Source organism: Nocardia sp. IFM 10818, from assembly GCF_054655275.1.
The window spans coordinates 4342177-4362428 of record NZ_BAAHJH010000001.1; the positions used below are offsets into that span (position 1 = coordinate 4342177).

Genomic DNA, 20252 nt, shown 5'->3' on the forward strand with positions numbered 1-20252 from the left:
CCTGCGATGGCGACCGAACAGAACTCCCCCAAACCGTCGCGCCGTTCCGTCCTGGGCTGGGGTGGGGCCGGGCTGCTGCTCGGCGCCGCCGCGGCCGGTGGCGGGGCGGCGATCATCCGCAGCGATGACCGGCCCGTCGTGAATATGGGCGCCGCGGTGCCGTTCTGCGGCGAGCATCAGGCCGGTATCGCCACGCCGGTCCAGGATCGGCTGCACTTCGCCGCCTTCGATGTGACGACCGATTCGCGTGACGCGCTGATGGCGCTGCTGAAGGAATGGACGGCGGCCGCCGCGGCCATGACCGAGGGCAAGCCGGTGGGCGCGGGCGCGATCGGCGGGATTCCCGAGGCGCCGCCGGACGACACCGGTGAGGCCTTCGGACTCGAGCCGTCCCGTCTCACCATCACCATCGGCTTCGGCCGCTCGCTCTTCGACAAGGACGGCAAGGACCGATTCGGGCTGCGGAATCAGTTGCCCGAGGCCCTGATCGAGCTGCCGAAGTTCCCCGGCGACAATCTCGACCCGAACCGCAGCGGCGGTGATCTGTGCGTGCAGGCGTGCGCCGACGACCCGCAGGTCGCCGTGCACGCGATCCGCAATCTGGCGCGCATCGGCTTCGGCAAGGTCGCCGTGCGCTGGTCCCAGCTCGGCTTCGGCAAAACCTCCTCGACCACGCCCGAGCAGCAGACGCCGCGCAACATGATGGGCTTCAAGGACGGCACCCGCAATATCGCGGGCACCGACACCGAGGCCCTCGACCAGCACGTGTGGGTGCCCGCGCAGAACGCGCACACCTGGCTGGCCGGCGGCAGCTACCTCGTCACCCGGCGCATCCAGATGCGGATCGAGACCTGGGACCGCACCTCGCTCAAGGAGCAGGAGGACATCTTCGGCCGCACCAAGGGCGAGGGCAACGCATACGGCAAGCAGCACGAGCACGACGAGCCGGATCTGCAACTGCTGCCCGCGGTGTCGCACGTCCGCCTCGCGCACCCCGACACCAATGGCGGAGCGCGCATGCTGCGTCGCGGCTACTCCTTCACCGACGGCACCGACGGGCTGGGGCGGCTCGACGCCGGCCTGTTCTTCATCGCCTACCAGAGCGATGTGCGCACCGGCTTCATCCCGGTGCAGCAGAGCCTCGCCCGCAGCGACGAACTCAACGAGTACATCCAGCACGTCGGCTCCGGGGTGTTCGCCATCCCGTCCGGCGTCCGCGGCCCCGGCGACTGGTGGGGCCGCGCACTGTTCGAGGGGACGGCCTCCTAGATGTTCGCCAACTACCTGATCGGCCTGCGCGAGGGTCTCGAGGCCGCCCTCGTCGTCTGCATCCTGGTCGCCTACCTGGTCAAGGTGGACCGCCGAGACGCCTTGCGCCCCATCTGGATCGGCATCGGCGCGGCCGTCGCCCTGAGCCTCACCTTCGGCGCGATCCTCGAATACGGCTCCCAGCAGCTGACCTTCGAAGCCCAGGAGCTCCTCGGCGGCGGCCTGTCCATCATCGCCGTCGGCCTGGTCACCTGGATGATCTTCTGGATGCGCCGCACCGCACGACATCTCAAGGCCGAACTGCACGGCCGCCTGGACCAGGCCCTCGCCATCGGCACCGGCGCACTCGTGCTCACCGCCTTCCTGGCCGTCGGCCGCGAGGGCCTGGAAACCGCCCTGTTCCTCTGGCGCGCAGTCAAATCCACCGGCGACGGCTCGACCCAGCCGCTGATCGGCGTCCTCCTCGGCCTCACCACCGCCGTGGCCATGGGCTGGCTCTTCTACCGCGGAGCCCTCCGCATCAACCTCGCCCGCTTCTTCACCTGGACCGGCGGCCTCCTGGTGGTCGTGGCCGCCGGGGTCCTCGCCTACGGCATCCACGACCTCCAGGAAGCCCGCGTCCTCCCCGGCCTCGCCGACAAGGCCTTCGACATCAGCTCCACCATCCCCCCGGACACCTGGTACGCCACCCTCCTCAAGGGCACCCTCAACTTCCAGCCCAACCCCACGGTCCTCCAGGTCACGGTCTGGCTGCTCTACCTCATCCCCACCCTCATCCTGTTCCTCCGCCCCCAGCGAACCCCCGCTCCCGCGGTCGGCAGCACCGAGTCCGGTGACGCCCAGCAGGTAGGACACGAATAAGCACAGCGCCGCAGCGGCGTGACCATTGACGAGCCGGCGACGAGGATTCAGTCCGATTGCCGGGTGCGAAGGTGATGCGTCAGGCTGTGGCCGAGTTCTGGTGTCAGCGAGCTCCTGCCGGTGAGGCGGCGTGAACGCACTCACCCGTCCAGGTAGGCCGTTCGGGTCGTTCTACGGCGATGCCGTCACGGGTACGGGCGGCGCGGTGCCGCGACCCCACCAATATCCATGCGTACCAGCTCGACACCCAGATCGATCTGCTGCACCGCCTGCTCGGCAACCGCCTCGGCGGCCGCATCCACGAACAACAGCCGGCACTCGGAATCCCCGAGAATATCAGCGATCTCGCTCCCCGTGAGCCGCCAGCTGACCGGCACCAGCACCACGCCGACATCCGCCGCCGCGATCAGCAACTGGTAGAGCCGCTCACTGTCCCGCCCGCGATGCCCGACCCGAGCCCCCGCCCCAGCAGCGCAGTGGCCACCCGGCACGAGACCCGATAGAGGCTGTCGAAGGCCGTCCCGTGCGGTGCTGGTCGAGCATCTCGGTACGGGCAACCCGACCTGCACGGACAGAAAAGTCTCGGAAAAGACTGGAACGGAATGCTTTGTTCCGCTAGTATCAGTATCAGAACGAGGCATTCCGTTCAGGAACACGAGGAGAGATCAATGTCCGACATCCGCCCCTTCCGTATCGAGATCCCGCAGGCCGACCTGGATGACCTGAACTACCGCCTGGCCCACACCCGGTTCGCCGCCGAACTGCCCGCCGAGACGTTCGCGGGCAAGGTGGACCTCGGTATCCCGGTTCCGCCGGGCTGGGAGTACGGGGTGCCCGGTGCGTTCGTGCAGCCGCTCATCCAGCGGTGGCGCGATGAATTCGATTGGCGCGCGGTGGAGAAGAAGCTCAACTCCTACCCGCACTTCGTCACCGAGATCGACGCGCAGACCATCCACTTCGTGCACGTGCGCTCGGCGAACCCGGACGCGACTCCGCTCATGCTGACCCACGGCTGGCCGAGCTCGTTCGTGGAGTACCTGGGCCTGGTCGACAAGCTGACCGACGAATTCCACCTGGTGATCCCGTCCTACCCCGGGTTCGCCTTCTCCGGCCCGACCCGCGATATCGGCTGGACGCCCGAGCGGATGGCCGCCGCGTATATCGAGCTCATGCGCCGGCTGGGTTATGAGCGTTACGGCGTGCACGGCAATGACGGCGGCGCCATCGTATCGCCCGAAATGGGCCGTCTCGCACCGGAGAACGTCATCGGCGTGCACGTCAATCAGATCTTCTCCTTCCCCAAGGGCGAGCCGGGCGAGTTCGACGGCCTCAGCGAGCAGGACATGATGGGCATCCAGTTCGGGCAGAAGTTCCTGGAGCACTCCATCCACGACTTCACCCAGCGCGCCCAGCCGAGCACCCTGGCCCACGGCCTGTCGGACTCGCCGTCCGGTCAGCTCGCCTGGAGCGGCCAGCTGCTGGGCACCCTCGACCCCGACGACATCCTCACCAATGTCGCGATCTACTGGTTCACCAACACCTCGGCCTCCTCGGCCCGGTTCTACTACGAGAACGCCAAGGGCACCCACGCCACCGAACCCACCACCGTCCCGATCGGCCTGGCCTCCTTCGGCTACGACTTCAAACCGCCGCGCAAGTTCGCCGACCGCGACCACGCCAATATCGTGCAGTGGAACGAGTACAGCGAAGGCGGGCACTGGGCCGCCTACGAGGTGCCCGACCTGCTGGCCGCCGACATCCGCGGCTTCTTCGCAAAGCTGAAGTAGGCCGAGCGGATCCGTCCGGCCCCCGCCGAGTCATCGGCGGGGGCCGGGGCCGTTCCCGGTGCGCCGCAACTGCCTGGCCAGCCACAGCACCACACCGAAGCCGAAGGCCGCATCGGCATTGGACACCAGCGCGGAGGTCGGGAATACGATGGCGTGGCGCAGGCCCGCGTCGGCGTGCTCGCACAGGCGGGACAGAATCTCGCGGGGCGTGCCGATCAGCAGCCATTCGTAGAGAACTTCGTCCGGGACTTCGGCAATCGCTTCGCGCACTTCGGTTCTGGTGAGTTCGTGCGGCATCAGATCGCGCAGGCCGCCGAAATCCGCCCCGAAAGGATGCTTCGCGCCGCAGCGCGCCCACACCGTGCCGGGTGCGAACAGTCCGATATAGCGGACCGAGGGCGCTCGCAGCAACCGCCGGATGCCCGCGCGGGTGCGCGCGGTGACAATGGTGAACATCTGGGCGGGAACGATCTCCCCGGGATCACGACCCGCGGCCCGGGCGGCTTCGTGGACCAGTTGCAGTTTCTGCCCGTATTCCTCCGGCGACAGCGACTCCCACGGATACCAGCCGTCGGCGTACCGACCGGTCAGTGCGAGCATTCGCGGACCGTGCGCACCGATCCAGATCTGCGGCATCCGGTCCGGCGGTGCGGTCAAATCCAAGGGCGCACCGTCGAGTTGGTAGTACTTGCCACTGAACTCGATCGGTTCGGTCGCGGTCAGCGCGGCCCGGATCACCTGTAATGCCTCCTCGAGCCGATCCACCGGACGATTCCAGGTGAACCCGTACGGATCGAGGTTCTCCCGCTCTCCCGACCCGAGCCCGAGGATCGGCGGCGCCTTCGTCATATGCGCCAGCGTGAGAAACGCCTGCGCCAGCAGGACCGGATGCCGCCGATGCGGATCGGTCACCCCCACACCCAATTGCACCCGCCCCGCACCCGCCGCCAGATGCGCCAGCAGCGTGGCGAAATCGAACTGCTCGTCCGGACTCCGAATCCCCTTGGCCTGCGGCGTGAAATCGGTATCCCACACCGCCCGCGGGAACACCCCGATCAAGTGATCCGGCGTCAACAGCGAGTCCAACTGCCCGAACCTGGCCATTCGCACCGCCATCCGAGCCGCGCCCAATGGCGGATTGATCCCCGCGAGCGTCCCCACCTTGAACGACGTCCGATCCTGTGCGCCCGACACAGCGGCCTCCTCTCCCCGGCCCAACCGGCCGCGCTGTGCCGATTATCCCGTCGCACACCGTTTCTCGTTCGCCGTTCGAACGTCCGTCAGCCTCGGGTGATGGGCTCCCGGTAGGCTTGCGGACCTACCGGGAGGCAGCGGGGGTCAGCCGGCGGCGGATGCCCGCCGGTAGTCGGTGGTCATGAACAGTGTCCAGGCGCCGTCCTCGCCGAGCATCTGCGACCGCAGCACCCAGTGGTCGTCATCGACGAATTCGACGATGTCCTGATAGCGGGCCGTCTTGTTCTCATCGCTCATGGACGGCCCCTCGGAGTCGAGGGTCAGCACCGCGCCGCCCGGGTCGCGCACTCCCTCGTACACGAACATGTGCGGCATCATGGACCCGAGCCAGGTGCCGACGTACTTCTCCCGTCTCGGGTCGTATCCGAGCGTGAAACTCCAGGTCGCGGGCACACCGTCCGGGGTCGTGCCGTGCCCTTCCGAGCGGACCCAGAAATCGCCCAGCGCAGTGAACCGCTCCGCCCCGGTGGACTGCTCCTCCGGTTGCCCCGGCCCGGCGTCCATCCGCCCCTCGAAGACCCACTCGCCGATCAGTTTGTGCAGCCACTCGTGTTCGACCTGCGGCTTGGCCTCGTACATATCGTTCCTCCCTGGAGTGGAAGTTGTCGGAATGCCTTACCGCTGTCCATCTTTCACCGCCCGCCCGGCGCGGCGCGGACGAATCTCGCGATGATCTCGATGCGACGGCCGGTCGGCCGGTCAGTGCGGGCCGCGGCACGCACGGATTCGGCCCAGGCGAGACCGGCCGCGACCAGGACCCCGACCGCCTCGCCGAGGGGCTCACCTTCGTCTCCGATGAAATGAACGGCCCACCCTCGGGCAGGCAACCCGGGCGATCATGGCATTCGGCGGAATTCAGGACTGCCGCCTGCAGCTGCCCGACGCCCCGCATGATCGGCTGCGCACGGCCGCGGTCGGCGCCGCGCTCGCGGTACTCGCCTCGGCGGTAACCATTGACTCGGTACACCATTGACTCGGAGGGTGGTTGGTGCTGCGCTGGACGCATGGACGACCGCGCCGCCGTCGAATTGGTCGCCCGGGCTCGGGAAGCGATCTCGGCTGCCGCGATACCCAACCGTTTCCTCGATCTGCTCGAGCACGGCCGCGTTCCGATCGCGCGACTGACCTGGCTCGCCGGTGAGGAATACCGGATCGTGGACAGCGACCGCCGCAGTTTCGCGCTCTTGGCCGCACGCTACCCGGAACCGCCGGCCGGGGCGTTCTTCCTGACTCTCGCACAGGGCGAATCGCAGGCCTTCGGTTTGTTGCACGACTTCGCCGCCGCGCTCGGCATGAGCGAGAAGGACCTTCGCGCCCACGAACCGCACCCGTCCGCCCAGGCGTATCCGGCCTACCTCGCCCAGCGTGCCATGTTCGGGACGGCGGCCGAGGTGGCGCTCGCCATGCTGGCCAACCTCGAGGAATGGGGAACCTACTGCGCCCGAATGGCTTCGGCCTTGCGCACCCGGTATCGATACCCCGACAAGGCGGTGGCCTTCTTCAGCTTCTTCGCCGAATCGCCCCCCGAATTCCCCGAACAGGCGGCCGCGGTCGTCGCGGCCGGACTCGCCTCGGGTGAATCGCCCGCGGACATCTCCCGGGCGCCACGGCTCCTGCACGCCTACGAGACGGCGTTCTGGGATGCCATGGCAGCGGATCTCACCTAGGACCGGATCGCGCAAACCGCCGTTACCTGCGGCTCGGCGACCGGCCGCGGTACTAGCCTGGGGCTACCCGGGGCCACGACCGTTCGTGATGCACCGAACCGGGCAGGAAGGGGTAGTCGCGTGGTGCACCATCAGCGAGACCTGGCCGGCGCTCAGGGTGAGCACTGGCAAGCCACCTATGCAGCCCATCCGGGCATGTACGGCGATCAACCCTCGATGCCCGCCGTCCATGCCGCCCGGTTGTTCCACGACGCCGACGTCACCGATGTGCTCGAACTCGGCGCCGGCCACGGCCGGGACGCCCTGTACTTCGCCCGTCAAGGGTTCTCCGTGGTGGCCGCCGACTTCAGCTCCGTCGGCTTGGACCAGCTCCGGGACGCGGCCCGCCACCAAGGTGTCGCCGAACGGGTCACCACGGTGGTCCACGACGTTCGCGACCCGCTGCCACTGCCCGACGCCTCGGCGGATGCGGTCTTCGCGCACATGCTGCTGTGTATGGCTCTGTCCACCACCGAGATTCACGCGCTCGTCGCGGAGGTTCGTCGTGTGCTGCGCCCCGGCGGCGCGTTCGTCTACACCGTTCGCCACACCGGCGACGCCCATTACGGCGCCGGGACCGCGCACGGCGACGACATCTACGAACACGGCGGCTTCGCCGTCCACTTCTTCGACCGAGCCCTGGTCGACAGTCTCGCCGACGGCTGGAGCCTGACCGGTGTCGACGCTTTCGAGGAAGGCGAACTGCCACGTCGATTGTGGCGTGTCACGATGCGGCTACCCGCGTAGCGAAGGGCGGGTGGGCCTGGTTGGTCCACTTCGCCGTGTCGGTCCTCCTCGATGGCACGGGTTGGGCGGCATACATTGTCGTTTTTCCGGCACGTCAGGTCATGGGGACCGGTCGGTTGCGGGCGTAGATTTCGAGGTGCCGACACCCCCGAAGAACACCGCGTCGGCAAACCCCTCGATTGCCCGCTCTGCGCCTAGCTCCCAGAGCGGGCTTTCCTTGTCCGCGGCTGTGATCAGCCCGCTCGCACGCGAACCGGCCGTCGGCACGGGCGGCTGCTGCGGCGGCGCTGCCCCAACAGCCGTCCCCTCTCTCCCGTGGCGCAACCACACCCACACGACCGGTTCCGCAACGAAAAGCTATTCGACGCACCGGTTTCGGCGGAACCGATTCTGCGCAGGCGTTCTTGCGCACGAGTGCCGGGGTGGTCCGCGGCTGTGCCCAATCCGCCGACCGAGCCCGGAATCTCAGCCCGCCGGGCTGGATGCCGAAACGAGCGGCGAACGAGCCCCTGAACCCGCTCGCGGAGTTGTAGCCCGACGACATCGCGACATCGACGACCGCCTGACTGTTGGCCGGGTCGGCGAGCCGCTCGTACGCGCGCTGCGGCCGGGTTTCGCGCAACAGCTCACCGTCACGCGGGCGGAGCGAACCCAGCGGGCGGCGCTGGATCCGGAACACCGAAGTCCACACTGCCTCACGCAGCCGCACCCCCGCTCTCCCCGTCCCACGGACAGCAACTCTTCGAAGCGGGCGACGGTGTCCTCGGCCGACGCTCGCCCGTCGACAACCGGGACGTCGGCCATGAGCCGCCACAGATCGCCGCGATCATCGTTGCCGCGCATGGGAATTGCCAACAGCAGTCCATCCCGGTGACGGAAACCCGCCGAGGCGGAGCGGTCCCGGTCCCAGTCCGCCCGCACATCCGCGAGCAGGGAGTGCAGTCGAACGGCGTCGAGATGTCACCGGCCGGACGGAGTTCCCGGGGAAGGGAATCCGAAGGCCCGGCGGTAGTCCCGCGGTGCGGTGCCGACCTGGCGCACGAAGTGATGGCGCAGGGTGACCGCGGAGCCGAAGCCCGCCTCCTCGGCAATCCGGTCGACGGGCAGGTCGGTGGTTTCGAGCAGTTGCTGCGCACGATGGATGCGGGCGCTGAGGAGCCATTGCAGGGCGGTCGTGCCGAGCTGGGCGCGGAAGCGCCGTTGCAGGGTGCGGATGCTGAGGCCGGCGTGGTCGGCGATATCGGTGAGGGTGAGGGTGCGGGTGAGGTTGCGCTCGATCCAGTCCAGGACGGGCTGCAGGGCGGTCGCGTCCTGCGGCGGTTTGTGCTGGACGATGAATTGCGCTTGGCCGCCGTCGCGTTGGGGCGGAAGCACGATCAATCGCGCGGTTTCGGTGGCCACATTCGACCCGTAGTCGCAGCGGATCATGTGCAGGCACATATCCAGGCCCGCGGCGGCGCCCGCGGAGGTGAGAATCGCGCCATTGTCGACGAAGAGCACCGCGGGGTCCACGTCGATACGCGGATAGGTCTCGGCGAGCTGATCGCAATAGCGCCAGTGGGTGGTGGCGCGCAGGCCGTCCAGCAGACCCGCGGCGGCCAGCGCGAAAGCCCCGGTGCAGATGGAGGCGAGGCGAGCGTCGCGCGCCGCCGCCCGGCGGATCGCCTCGACCAGTTGCCGATCGGGATCGAAGATGCTCGCCGCGCCCGGAATGATGACCGTGTCCGCTTGGTCGAGAGTCCGCAGCGGCCAATCGGGCCGCAGCGTGAAGCATTGCTGACGCGATGCCAGCGCCGGAGTGGTGTCGCCGCAGATCCGGACCTGGTAGCCGCGACTGCCATCGCGCAAAGCTGCGGCTGCGAAGATCTGCGCGGCTCCCACCAGGTCGAAAGCGTTCACTCCGTCGGGTACTGCGATTGCCACCACCCGCATGTCGCGATCTTAACGAAACCGGACGCGAGCGTCACTGGTTGCCAGATGATCGCCAGCTCACGATTAGGTCACTTGACCAGCGTTATTGATCCGGACGAAAGGGTGCCTGACATGAAACGAATCATTCGCCGCCCGGTGCGCGGCGCGGCGGTCGTCGCGACGGCCGCGATTATTACGCTCGGCGCGAACTCCACTGTGGCGCAGGGTGACCCGGGCCCGGTGCCGCCCGGATACACCGGATCGCACGCCGCGGACACCGCCGGGTACGGTCCGGAACTGCCCGACGAGGTCGCCGCCGTCGTATACGGCTTCTTCAATCCCGACGTCGCGCCCCAGGGCGCGAACGACTGGGGATGCAAACCCGACGCGGCGCACCCGCGGCCGGTGGTGCTGGTGCACGGCACCTGGGCCAATGCCTTCGCGGCCTACTCCTACATGTCGCCCCAGCTCGCACGGGCCGGATATTGCGTGTTCACTTTCAACTACGGCCGTCCCAACACTCCCGGCCCCGGCCTCGACGCCGTCTTCCCGGGCGCGACCGGCGATATCGACGAATCCTCCGCGCAGCTGGCGGTTTTCGTCGACCGCGTACTTGCCGCCACGGGCGCGAGCCAGGTGGATCTGATCGCGCACTCCCAGGGCGGACTGGAATCGCGTTACTACCTGAAGTTCGACGGCGGAGCGAACGAGCAGGATCCCGCGCGGAACAAGGTCGAGCACCTCATCACCTACGGCGCCACCAACCATGGCACCTCACTCAGCGGCATCGGCACACTGGTGCTGGCCATCCAGTCCAAACTTCCCCCCGGCTCCATCGACCTGCACGTGCCGTTCGAACAAGCCCTGGGACCCGGCGCCATCCAACAGGTCTACGACTCGCCGGTGATCGCGAAACTGAACGAGGGCGGCGACACCGTCCCCGGCGTGGACTACACCATCGTCGGCGACCGCTACGACGAAGTGTCGACACCGTTCGACGACACCTTCCTGACCCCCGGACCCGGCGCCACCGTAAACAATATCGTGCTCCAAGACGGTTGTCCGGCAGACACTTCCGACCACAACTCGATGCTGTACTCACCTCGAGCCGTGTCCATCGCACTGCACGCCCTCGACCCGCTCGCCCATCCCGACCTGGTCTGCGCCGGCAACCCCTGGCTCTTCTGATTTCGATCCGACCGAGTGCACGGCACGCCACGGCCGCGGCGACAATGCCGCGATTACGCTACGACGGTGTCAGCACTGCATTCGTCGGAATCCGCCGGGCCGGCCCGAGCCTCCACCATTGACGACCCTGCCGGTTCGGCGCCCTGGCGCGGCGATGTCCTGCTGCGTCCGGGTGTGCTCGCCTTCAGTGGGTCGATCGGCGCGACCGGCAGGCACGCTCATCACGCCGTCCAAGTGATGATCAGCACCAGCCCGGTGACCGTTGCCGGCGACGACGTGGAGCACTCGGGCACGCACCTGATCGTCCCCGCCAATGCGCCACACCGGATTCTCCTCGGCGCCGCAACGGGTATCGCGGTATTCCTCGACCCGGACAGCGTCGCCGGACGTGCCGCCGCGCACCGCGCCCATAGTGCCGGGTGGTCCGCTGGACCGCCGCTGTCGCCACCGGATCACGAGGTGACGCTCGCCGCGACCGTTGCCGAGTTGATGACGGCATTGGCGCCGGGCGGGGCGGCCGTCCCCGGTGCCGAGCGCCACCCGGCGGTGGCCGCCGCACTGGACTGCCTGCCGGACCTCGCCGCGGCCGGGACCATACACGCCACCGATCTCGCTGCCCGCGTTGGTATTTCGGCTAGCAGGCTCACCCACTTGTTCACCGCCGAGGTGGGGCTGCCACTACGGCGCTATGTGCTCTGGTTGCGCTTGGTGATCGCCAGGGACTCGGTGGCCGACGGAGCCGACCTCACCACCGCCGCGCACGCCGCCGGGTTCGCCGACAGTGCTCATCTGACCCGTACCTGCCGGGAGATTTTCGGCCTGCCGCCCTCCGCTCTGAGCCGGAATCTCGCCTGGCACAACGATTCGCGATAGCCGAATCGTTCAAGCCGAATCCGGCGTCGAGCAAGCACGCTCGACCCCATGCACACCACAACACTGTCCACGGCGCAGCGGATCACTCGGTACGCCTATGTACCGCTCATGCTGCTCGGGCTCAACGGACTCGGCATCGCGATCACTGCCGCGGGCGCTCCGAAGTACTGGCTGCTGGCGATCCTGGCCGTCGCGATCACGGCTTCGTTTCTCGCCGAACGGATCATCCCGTACGAGGCGGACTGGAACCACGATCTCGGCGACAGCCGTCGTGATCGCATCCACGCGGTGGTCAACGAATCCCTGATCCTGGTCAGCGTCGCCGCCATTCCCCTGCTCGCCGCGATCGTCCCGGCTCCTGCACTCTGGCCGGGTGACTGGCCCTTCGCACTCCAGGTCGTCACGGCCATCCTGATCGCCGACTTCGGCATCACCACGATGCATCTGGCCAGCCACAAGATCGGGCTGCTGTGGCGATTCCACGCCGTGCACCACAGCGTCACCCGCTTCTATGGACTCAACGGCCTGATGAAACATCCGGTGCACCAAACCCTCGAAATGGCCGCCGGTGTCGCTCCCCTGATCCTCATCGGCCTCCCCGTCGAAGTCGCCTCCGTCCTCGCCCTCGCCGTCGCCATCCAGTTGCTGCTCCAGCACTCCAATGCCGACTACCGCGTCGGCCCCGCCAAATACCTGCTCGCCCTCAATGAAGGCCACCGCTTCCACCACCTCAAATGGGCCGGTATCGGCGATGTCAACTTCGGCCTTTTCACCCTGCTCTGGGACCACCTCTACCGCACCTACTCCTACGATCCCGGCCGCCGCTTCACCACCGAACACCTCGGCATGGCAGCCAAGCCCGACTATCCGGTCGACTACACCCGGCAACTGACCTACCCGTTCAAACCCGCCGGCGCCTGCGAGATCACCACCCCGAAGTAGCGAGGCGGGCCGTGGCCGCCGCCGCGGACGAGCCAGATTCCTTTCTCTGCATTCCTCGCCGAGGTCCTGCCGAGCCACTGATCCGAGTTCTCGGCAGGATCGTCATGGCCGCTGTTCGTCGACCCCGCCACGGCCGGCCGCCGGCAGTGGCGGGCCCCAGGAAACAGGTCCGTCGCCGAGTGCCAGATGCGATACCACGGCGCCCGACCACATCAGAAAGGCAGGAGAGGATGTGATGTGGCGCACAGCATCCCGGACGGGCCGGTCCGGGGATTGCGCTCAGACCAGTCCGTGTTCGTGGGCGAAGACCACGATCTGCACGCGATCGCGCAGGCCGAGCTTGCGGAGGATCGCGCCCACATGGGTTTTCACCGTCGACTCGCCGGCGAAGATCAGGTTGGCGATCTCGCTGTTGGAGTGGCCCCGGGCTACGGCGGCGAAGACTTCTCGCTCTTTCTCCGTGAGCGTGCCGTAGGCGGCGGGAATCGGTGTGCGGGAACGGAATCGGCCGTCCAGCAGAGTGGCGAGGTCGGTGGGTGCGAGGACCGCATTGCCGGTGTGGACGGTGCGGATGGCCTCGCACAGCTGCGCCGGTTTGCTGTCCTTGAGCAGAAAACCGCTGGCTCCGTGGCGAATTGCGGTGGCTGCCCGGTCGTCCAGGTTGAAGGTGGTGAGGACCAGGACCCGCAGTGGTTTGGTGCGGCGGTCGGCGCGCTCGGGAGCGAACAGCTGCCGGGTCGCCTCCACGCCATCCATCTCCGGCATGCGGATATCCATCAGGACCACGTCCGGCTCGAGCTCGTCGACGCGTGCGAGCGCCTCGAACCCGTCCCCGGCGTGACCGACGACCCGCAGGCCCGGCTGGGCATCGATGATCACCGCGACGCCGGTGCGGAACAATTCCTGGTCGTCCACCAGGAGCACCCGGATATCGTCGGCGTCGGTCACGGCACGAGCCTACGCATGGGCACCCAGGCGGTCACCGTGAAGGCCGAGCCGCCGACCTGCGCGAAGTCCGCGCACCGGATATCGAGACGTCCGCCCACCGACTCCAGTCGCCGCCGCATGCCGCCGAGCCCGCTGCCGCCGGCGTCCGCCGGCTCGCCCGGAGCGACCGCATTGACGGTCTCGATCCGCAGTTCGTCGGCCCAGCACAATTCGACGTTGATCGGAGTGGCCCGGTTTCCGTGCCGGATGGCATTGGTGAGCATTTCCTGCAGCACTCGATACGCCACCGTGGCGAGCTCGGGCGCGAGGGTCCGCGCGGTGCCCAGCTCCGCGAGGACGACCTCGTGCCCGCTCGCGCGAACTCCGTCGATCAGCGTGCGCAGTGCACCCGGTCCGGCATCGGACGATGCTGTGGCGGTGAGGACCTGGCGCACATCCTGGAGCGAGGACCGGGCCAGGTCGGCGATATTCGCCATGGACTGCCGCAGCGCGCCGGTGTCCGTGTCGGCGATGTACCGGGCGGATTCGGCCTGCGCCAGGATCACCGCCAGGGAATGCCCGACCACATCGTGCACGTCCCGGGCGAGCTGGGCCTGCTCCTCGCGCAGCGCGGCGATCTCCCGGGCCTGTTCGCTCTCGCGATGCGCCCGCGCGGCATCCGCTTCGGCCGCGCGCTGCGAATCCAGCGCCCGATCGGCCCGATCGGCGGACCGCCGCAGTGCCGACCCGGCCCACCAGCAGACGCCGAAGAGCAGCAGCACGAGCAGCGCGCCGTATCGGCCCCATTCCAGCGCCGCGGGCACGGCGACCACCGGAATCGCGAGCGCGCCGAGCACCCCGCTCGCCCGGTCGCCCCAACGCGCTCCCGCGAACACGGCCGCCGCCAAGGCGACTTGCACCAGCAGGACCGGCACGCTCGCGACGACCTGGTATCCGGAGATCAACCAGATCACAGCGACCGCCACGGCCGGCCACCGTCGGCAACACCCGACCGCCACCGCCGTGGCGACGACCACCGGCACGACACTGCCCCGATTGGGAAACACGTCGTAGTGGACGCTGACCAGCAGCTCCACCGCGCCGGCGAGCAGCACGACCAGCGCGGCCGCGATGTCCGGCGCCCAGCCGCGCCGCGAGCCCTTCACCTGTCCTCCTGGTAAGCCGGAAACGACCGGTCCGTCTGCTGAAGCGTCCGTACGCAATCGAACCACGACAGCCTGCGAGCCGCGTCTTGCCGGCGGGCGCCGTGTCGCGCGAGCAGCGGATCAGTACTCGTGGTCCGTACCGCGTGAGCCCTGGCGCACCACGCCGAATCGGACGAGAACGCCGACGATCAGGACGCTCGCCCCGAACAACCCCGCGATCAGCCCCAGCAAGGCGGCCGGCTGACCACTCTCGCCACCGGCCGAGTCGGCGGCAAAGGCCCCGGCGACCACTAGGACCGCCACGGCGACCGCCAGCCCGCCGAGCACCCACACGGCCCGAAACATGCCGACCTGGGCGGGCGAGGCGACATCCCGCCAGCGCGGGCGTACGGGGGAAACATTGTCGCGGGTACTCATATTCGTCTCCTTCGGCATCTCTGCTCTCATGCATCCGTCTCCACCGAGCGACTCGGCGACGGCCATCTCCGACTGTCGCTCGAGCCGGCCGACCGCCGCCTCCACCGCAGGTACCGAACAGCTGACCTCAGGTACCGTCTACCGCCTTCGACCGGCTAGGGGTTTTCCTCGTGGGTCGAGCCGTAGTAGTCGACGTGATAGTCGCCCACCCGCCGGGCGTGGTCGCTCAGGCCGAGGTCTCGTGGGGAGGCGACATCCAGGACGCGCAGTGTCGACCATCATCCGGGCCGGGCGGGAGCCGTCCAGCTCACCGATGCCGAAATCCCCTGAGTGATAGGCGCTTCGATCCACTGGTCGAAGACGCACGCCACACAACCGCAATCCTCGATCTACTGCTGTGGCAGTAGGCCCGCCGCGATGGAAGAGGTGCCGCCGACGCCGGACCGGCCAACGCGGCCGCCAGCGCGAGGTACAGCGAATCCCGCTCGGCAGCAATCAGGTTGTCGCGCAGTTCGACAGCGTTCTGATCAGGCGTAGGGGACCGATACGGTGATAACCCGCGCACCGGAAGCGCCACCTCGCGCCAGGCTGCGGGAACCTCCCGGGCATCCTCGTCGAGATTGCCACGCTCGTGCTCTGTCTCGAACTGCCCGCACTCGAGCAAACGGGACCGACACCTCGACCGTCTCGGGCAACGACTGAGCCCTCCCTCCCAGACATGCGCACTGACAATGCCATGCTTCGCGATATGCGCTGCCCCGGCAAGGGCATCGCGGACCGAATCGCCTGCGCTGCAGTGGAGTTCGATGGCACGAACCGCGCGGTGCGACGATAGGCGAATCGCAGCACCGAACGGGCGAGGTGCGAATCAGTCGATCAGCTCGTCCAGATACTTGTCGGGGTTCTCGAGAAAGGCCCGGGTGAGGCGGTAGTGCTCGGTGTCCTCGTACTCGACGAGTTCGTAACCGTCCGCACCGATTTGGTAGATCCACGCATCGGGGTAGGACATGAGGATCGGCGAGTGGGTGGCGATCACGAACTGGGATCGGGCGCGTACGAGTTCGTGCATGCGGGCGATCATCGCCAGCTGACGGCTCGGCGACAGAGCGGCTTCCGGCTCGTCCAGCACATAGAATCCGTGCCCGCCGAAGCGGTGCATCATCAATGCGAAGAACGACTCTCCGTGGGACTGCTCGTGCAGCGAGACACCGCCGTAGGAGGCGATCACCGGCGGCCCGGGGGCGGGCTGGCGGTCCAGCTCCTCGATATTGGTGGCCACGTTGAAGAAGCTTTCCGCGCGCAGGAAGAACCCGTCCCGCGGCTTGTGCACCGACTTCACCAGTCGCAGATGCTCATAGAGACTCGAGTGCGAGCCGCGGGTCGAGAAGTTGAAGTTCTTCGTTCCGCCCTCCGGGTTGAAACCCCACGCTGTGGCAATGGCTTCCAGCAGCGTCGACTTGCCGCTGCCGTTCTCGCCCACGATGAACGTCACCCGCGGATGCAGCTCCAGTTCGGATAGCCCGCGCACCACGGGCAAGGAGAATGGATACCGGTCGAAAGACGGCACCGTGGGGCGGTCGAGAACGACCCGTCGAGCGTAGGACGCGTTCACCACTGATCCTCCACGGTATTCACACTCCGAGTCTCCTCACCCGCCGCCAATCGAGCGTCAGTTCTTCTGCGGAACGGCCGCCGGGGCAGGGTCTGTCGCGGCCCAGCCGATGACCATGCCGGCCGAGGCGCCCAGAACCGCGCCCGGGAGAAGTCCGACGATCGGCAGCACGACGAAACCGATCAGCGCCCCGCTGGCCGCGCCCACGACCATGTTCCGCGTCGGTCGATCTTCCCACTGCTGGTGGGCGAGATCGGCGGCGGCATCGACATGGGCCTCGCGGAACTGTGCGTGTTGATCAGGACTCCGCTGGACCGACCGGGGCCCGCGGATCGAGGACTGGAATACTGACGCAGTGGTCTTGATGCCCGAACCGCACGAGGCCGTGGTCCCGGAGCCGATCACGGCGGACGCACCCGGGCCGATTCCCCGCCCACTGTTGACGCAGTCGTGGCTCGACCTGGCCTTTCTGCACTGGGTCGCCGATCCCGACGACGTCGCTCCGCTGCTGCCGCCGGGCACCGTTCCCGACACGCTGAACGGGTCAACCTATATCGGGCTGGTCGCCTTCCGGATGCATCGGGTCGGCTGGTGGCGACTTCCGGGGCTGCCCTACCTGGGCACTTTCCCCGAAACCAATGTCCGCCTGTACTCCGTGGACGCCCACGGACGGCGGGGGGTGGTCTTCCGTTCCCTGGACGCGTCACGGGTGGTGCCGGTAGCCGTCGCGCGGACCGGATTCCGGCTGCCCTACATGTGGTCGCGCATGACCATCCGCCACGACGGCGAGCGCATCACCTACACCGGCACTCGCCGCTGGCCCGGCCCGCGCGGCGCGGGCAGCCGGATCACCATCGGCGTCGGCGAACCGATCACCGAGCCCACCGACCTGGAACACTTCCTCACCGCCCGCTGGGGAATGCACAGCACATTCTTCGACCGCCAGATGTTCCTGCCCAACACCCACCCCCGCTGGACGCTGCACCGAGCCGAACTACTCGAATGCGAGGAAACCCTGATAGCCGCGGCCGGACTCCCGACCCCGCAGCTCCCCCCGGCCAGCGTGCTCTACTCACCCGGAGTCCCGGTGCGTTTCGGCCGCCCCGCCCGCCCCGCGGGCATCCCAACCCCGTGACCACACCCAATCCAGTTGCGACACACCCGATTACCACATGCCGCGCGGGTGGTCAGCCGTCGATCCCAGCCGCAGGCACGCGGCCGAGCTGCGGTCCTCGAGCCGATAGCCGTCTTCCTTCAAATCGCGACCGCCGCCGGGCCACCCGAACCGCAGTAATCCCCCGACATGTGAAACGACGTCGACCGGGAACTGGTGGCGGCAAAGCCCGAGAAGGGTCCGCCACCAGTTCCCGGTCGACGATGTTTCACAGCCGGATGCAGTCGGCTCGCCCGCACATGCCGAATTGAGGACGGTCTCTCAACTATTCATGGTCGGGGTGGCTTCGGCGCAGGGCGGCGCCAGCCCTTCGAGACACCGCCCGCCCCATTCAAACCCCCACTGCTGCAACAGCTTCTGAACACACAGCGAGGGTGTGTCCCGCCTGCTCGGTGCCGTGATCGAAGGGCAGGGCAGTGACGTCATCGGCGAGCGCGTCCGGCAGGTCGGTGAGTCCGCGAACGTACTCTCACAGCCGCGTTGCGGGCTGTCCGAAGCGGCCGGCGCCGGCCCACGGGAGATCAACGGGGCCGGGGTCAGTCGGCCGCGTTGTGATCAGATCAGGCGTAGAGTCGATAACCCGAGGCGACAGGAGTTCACGATGTCCCTACACGCCAGACCAGCGATGGTCCGGACCGCTGCGATCGCTGTGGCCGTAGGTGTCACCACGCTCTTCGGCACGGTCGGTCAAGCGTTCGCCGACGTCGAACCCGGCGCCTACACGTCCACGACATGGTCGTCTGGCATCGTGCTCCTGCAACGCGACGCGCGCGTCGAGGGCGGGGACCTGGTCCTGATAGGGCGTTACCCCATTCATTCGACGCCCGACGGTGGTTACGTGGACCTGTTTCCCGGCCACCGCGTCGTACTGATCAGCGACGGACACGGCGGGTACGAGGGCCCGGCGTATTTCGGTGGAGCGGTGGTCGGCGCCATCACGCTGACCCCCCAACGCTGACCGATCGACCGCCCCCATCTCTGATGGGGGTCGCGCTTCCTCGACTATCTGATGCTGCGTGCAGGGTGAACGCACCATGCCTGTGTGAGCTGGGTGAGCACGTGAGCGGGAACAGGCCGGAGACGTCGCCACCGTGGGGAGCGCGAGATGGTCAGCGATCGACTCTGCCGATGAGGCCGCCGGTCCGGGTACCGGCATTATCGGCGGAGATTACCGCGCAGAGGATGCCGCCGCTTGGGACCATCCAGTAGTCCAGATGGCTGTTTCTCGACAGGATTTCGCTCAGCTGCCGTTTGCAGAAACCCCAGGCGTCGTACCCGCCGGACGGATGCCGATCGACGGCGGACAGGTCCGCCTCGAGGATCACTTCGCCGTAATGCGGACCCGAACACGGCTTCACGTGTACCGATTCGTCGAATCGGGTGCTGTAATCCCAGCAGTCGCCGACCTCGAGGTATGTGTGATCCTTGGACCCGCCGTCGTAGAAGTACAGCATTACCGCGCCGACCGCGAGGCCGAGTGCGCCGACCGCGACGCCGAGCGCGGCGACCGCGACGCCGAGCGCGACGCCGACTGCGGCGACCGCGGTACGAATACGCATGGTCCAGAACTCTAGTTGTCCTACACACCAAACGAAATGGCGTGTGCACGCCGCCGCACAGATCGACGCAACCGACACAGCCGAGCGACGCGTACAGCCGAAATGCGCACCTGCACAAGAACTCCACGAGACCGGCCGGGTCCGTGGGCGCAGCCAGGCCAGGGTCGGGAACCGCTATTGGGTTCGATATTGGGCATCCTCGGAGCCGTGCTCGGCGCCGTGCTGGGTATCGTGGCGGGACTGGTCTGGCTGGTCGGAATCATCGTGTCCGCCACCATTATCCTGGCCCCCATCGGCATCCCCCTGGTGAAGCTCGGCAAGCCGCTCCCAGCAGGCGCGCGGCCTCGTCCGTGCGGCCTGGGGCCGATTCAGCCTCGAACCCTTCGCCTGAATCGGCCGGCGGCGAATGCGATCGCTGCGATCACAAGCATCAACCAGCCTCCGGTCAGCGGGAAGTAGATGACGGTCAGCGGAATACCGACCGCGAGCAGATACCAGCCGACGGCAACCGGCGTCGTGCCGGTGGCAATCAGGATCCGCCGGGTGAGCGAACCCAATGCCAGCAACGCGATTCCCGCGATCAGAAACCAGACACTGGCCTCACGTTCGAAGTGGTCGGGGCTGTCCCGATCGGCCGCCGCCGCCCACACACCGTCACGGACGATGCCCGACCAGGCATTGGGCCGAACAAATGCCCACACGAAATGCACTGCGGCAGCAGCGAATATCAGGCGGTGCACCCACGGGCACAGCGCGCTCGCCGAGAGCCGTTCTCCGGCTGCGCGAGTCAGATCGGTCATCGTGGAATCACCTTCCGGTTCCAGAGAGGTACCCGAATCAGGATATAGAGCAATCCTTC

21 protein-coding genes are annotated in these 20252 nt (G+C 67.7%); 10 read left to right on the plus strand and 11 right to left on the minus strand.

The window, feature by feature from the left end:
* Positions 1-6 precede the first annotated feature (6 nt).
* Both efeB and efeU read left to right on the plus strand, forming a co-directional pair.
* Positions 7-1269, plus strand: coding sequence for an iron uptake transporter deferrochelatase/peroxidase subunit (gene efeB / locus ACYQ5L_RS19930; protein WP_459959195.1), 1263 nt, complete (start codon positions 7-9; stop codon positions 1267-1269).
* Positions 1270-2130 (plus strand): iron uptake transporter permease EfeU, encoded by an 861-nt coding sequence (gene efeU, locus ACYQ5L_RS19935; RefSeq protein ID WP_459959196.1) that lies wholly within the window; start codon positions 1270-1272, stop codon positions 2128-2130.
* Positions 2131-2315: 185 nt separating this feature from the next.
* Here efeU and ACYQ5L_RS19940 read toward each other — a convergent pair whose 3' ends face one another.
* Positions 2316-2771 carry an AMP-binding protein gene (locus ACYQ5L_RS19940; RefSeq protein WP_459963481.1) on the minus strand — a complete coding sequence of 152 codons (456 nt, stop codon included), beginning with the start codon at positions 2769-2771 and terminating at the stop codon, positions 2316-2318.
* 27 nt (positions 2772-2798) lie between these two features.
* On the opposite strand from ACYQ5L_RS19940, the gene ACYQ5L_RS19945 reads away from it, so the two are divergent.
* A complete protein-coding gene (locus tag ACYQ5L_RS19945) occupies positions 2799-3917 on the plus strand; it encodes an epoxide hydrolase family protein (protein WP_459959197.1) in 1119 nt (372 codons plus the stop codon).
* A 30-nt stretch (positions 3918-3947) separates the two neighbouring features.
* On the opposite strand, the gene ACYQ5L_RS19950 is transcribed toward ACYQ5L_RS19945, so the two are convergent.
* Positions 3948-5111 (minus strand): LLM class flavin-dependent oxidoreductase, encoded by a 1164-nt coding sequence (locus ACYQ5L_RS19950; RefSeq protein WP_459959198.1) that lies wholly within the window; start codon positions 5109-5111, stop codon positions 3948-3950.
* A 144-nt stretch (positions 5112-5255) separates the two neighbouring features.
* Positions 5256-5750: a DUF1579 domain-containing protein gene (locus ACYQ5L_RS19955; RefSeq protein WP_459959199.1), complete on the minus strand. Its 495-nt coding sequence runs from the start codon at positions 5748-5750 to the stop codon at positions 5256-5258.
* Positions 5751-6175: 425 nt separating this feature from the next.
* On the opposite strand from ACYQ5L_RS19955, the gene ACYQ5L_RS19960 reads away from it, so the two are divergent.
* Both ACYQ5L_RS19960 and ACYQ5L_RS19965 read left to right on the plus strand, forming a co-directional pair.
* Complete coding sequence (locus ACYQ5L_RS19960; protein WP_459959200.1) at positions 6176-6838, plus strand: thiaminase II/PqqC family protein; 663 nt, start codon at positions 6176-6178, stop codon at positions 6836-6838.
* A gap of 120 nt (positions 6839-6958) precedes the next feature.
* The gene (locus tag ACYQ5L_RS19965) at positions 6959-7624 is read left to right on the plus strand and encodes a class I SAM-dependent methyltransferase (protein ID WP_459959201.1); all 666 of its coding nucleotides are present in this window, start codon (positions 6959-6961) and stop codon (positions 7622-7624) included.
* Between the two features lie 960 nt (positions 7625-8584).
* On the opposite strand, the gene ACYQ5L_RS19970 is transcribed toward ACYQ5L_RS19965, so the two are convergent.
* Positions 8585-9556, minus strand: a complete 972-nt coding sequence (locus ACYQ5L_RS19970; protein ID WP_459959202.1) for a GlxA family transcriptional regulator — start codon at positions 9554-9556, stop codon at positions 8585-8587.
* A gap of 111 nt (positions 9557-9667) precedes the next feature.
* On the opposite strand from ACYQ5L_RS19970, the gene ACYQ5L_RS19975 reads away from it, so the two are divergent.
* The 3 genes from ACYQ5L_RS19975 (at position 9668) to ACYQ5L_RS19985 (ending at position 12538) form a co-directional block, all read left to right on the plus strand.
* Positions 9668-10723 (plus strand): esterase/lipase family protein, encoded by a 1056-nt coding sequence (locus ACYQ5L_RS19975; protein WP_459959203.1) that lies wholly within the window; start codon positions 9668-9670, stop codon positions 10721-10723.
* Between the two features lie 66 nt (positions 10724-10789).
* Positions 10790-11596 carry a helix-turn-helix transcriptional regulator gene (locus ACYQ5L_RS19980; RefSeq protein WP_459959204.1) on the plus strand — a complete coding sequence of 269 codons (807 nt, stop codon included), beginning with the start codon at positions 10790-10792 and terminating at the stop codon, positions 11594-11596.
* 48 nt (positions 11597-11644) lie between these two features.
* The gene (locus ACYQ5L_RS19985; RefSeq protein ID WP_459959205.1) at positions 11645-12538 is read left to right on the plus strand and encodes a sterol desaturase family protein; all 894 of its coding nucleotides are present in this window, start codon (positions 11645-11647) and stop codon (positions 12536-12538) included.
* Positions 12539-12817: 279 nt separating this feature from the next.
* Here ACYQ5L_RS19985 and ACYQ5L_RS19990 read toward each other — a convergent pair whose 3' ends face one another.
* From ACYQ5L_RS19990 to ACYQ5L_RS20010, 5 genes are all read right to left on the minus strand, one after another.
* Positions 12818-13486 (minus strand): response regulator, encoded by a 669-nt coding sequence (locus ACYQ5L_RS19990; protein ID WP_459959206.1) that lies wholly within the window; start codon positions 13484-13486, stop codon positions 12818-12820.
* Positions 13483-14631 (minus strand): sensor histidine kinase, encoded by a 1149-nt coding sequence (locus ACYQ5L_RS19995; RefSeq protein ID WP_459959207.1) that lies wholly within the window; start codon positions 14629-14631, stop codon positions 13483-13485. Before ACYQ5L_RS19995 ends, ACYQ5L_RS19990 begins: the two co-directional genes overlap by 4 nt.
* 120 nt (positions 14632-14751) lie before the next feature.
* Positions 14752-15048, minus strand: coding sequence for a hypothetical protein (locus ACYQ5L_RS20000; RefSeq protein WP_459959208.1), 297 nt, complete (start codon positions 15046-15048; stop codon positions 14752-14754).
* Between the two features lie 868 nt (positions 15049-15916).
* Entirely contained in the window at positions 15917-16660 is a 744-nt protein-coding gene (locus ACYQ5L_RS20005) for an AAA family ATPase (RefSeq protein WP_459959209.1), read from the minus strand.
* Between the two features lie 57 nt (positions 16661-16717).
* On the minus strand, positions 16718-16867 hold the full coding sequence (locus ACYQ5L_RS20010) for a hypothetical protein (RefSeq protein ID WP_459959210.1): 150 nt from the start codon (positions 16865-16867) through the stop codon (positions 16718-16720).
* Positions 16868-17024: 157 nt separating this feature from the next.
* Here ACYQ5L_RS20010 and ACYQ5L_RS20015 point away from each other — a divergent pair, with 157 nt between their 5' ends.
* Positions 17025-17795 carry a YqjF family protein gene (locus ACYQ5L_RS20015; protein WP_459963482.1) on the plus strand — a complete coding sequence of 257 codons (771 nt, stop codon included), beginning with the start codon at positions 17025-17027 and terminating at the stop codon, positions 17793-17795.
* Positions 17796-18210: 415 nt separating this feature from the next.
* A complete protein-coding gene (locus ACYQ5L_RS20020; protein WP_459959211.1) occupies positions 18211-18792 on the plus strand; it encodes a hypothetical protein in 582 nt (193 codons plus the stop codon).
* Between the two features lie 151 nt (positions 18793-18943).
* On the opposite strand, the gene ACYQ5L_RS20025 is transcribed toward ACYQ5L_RS20020, so the two are convergent.
* Together ACYQ5L_RS20025 and ACYQ5L_RS20030 are read right to left on the minus strand one after the other, a co-directional pair.
* Positions 18944-19393 (minus strand): hypothetical protein, encoded by a 450-nt coding sequence (locus tag ACYQ5L_RS20025; RefSeq protein ID WP_459959212.1) that lies wholly within the window; start codon positions 19391-19393, stop codon positions 18944-18946.
* A gap of 368 nt (positions 19394-19761) precedes the next feature.
* Positions 19762-20193 (minus strand): DUF6463 family protein, encoded by a 432-nt coding sequence (locus ACYQ5L_RS20030; RefSeq protein ID WP_459959213.1) that lies wholly within the window; start codon positions 20191-20193, stop codon positions 19762-19764.
* Positions 20194-20252: the final 59 nt, after the last annotated feature.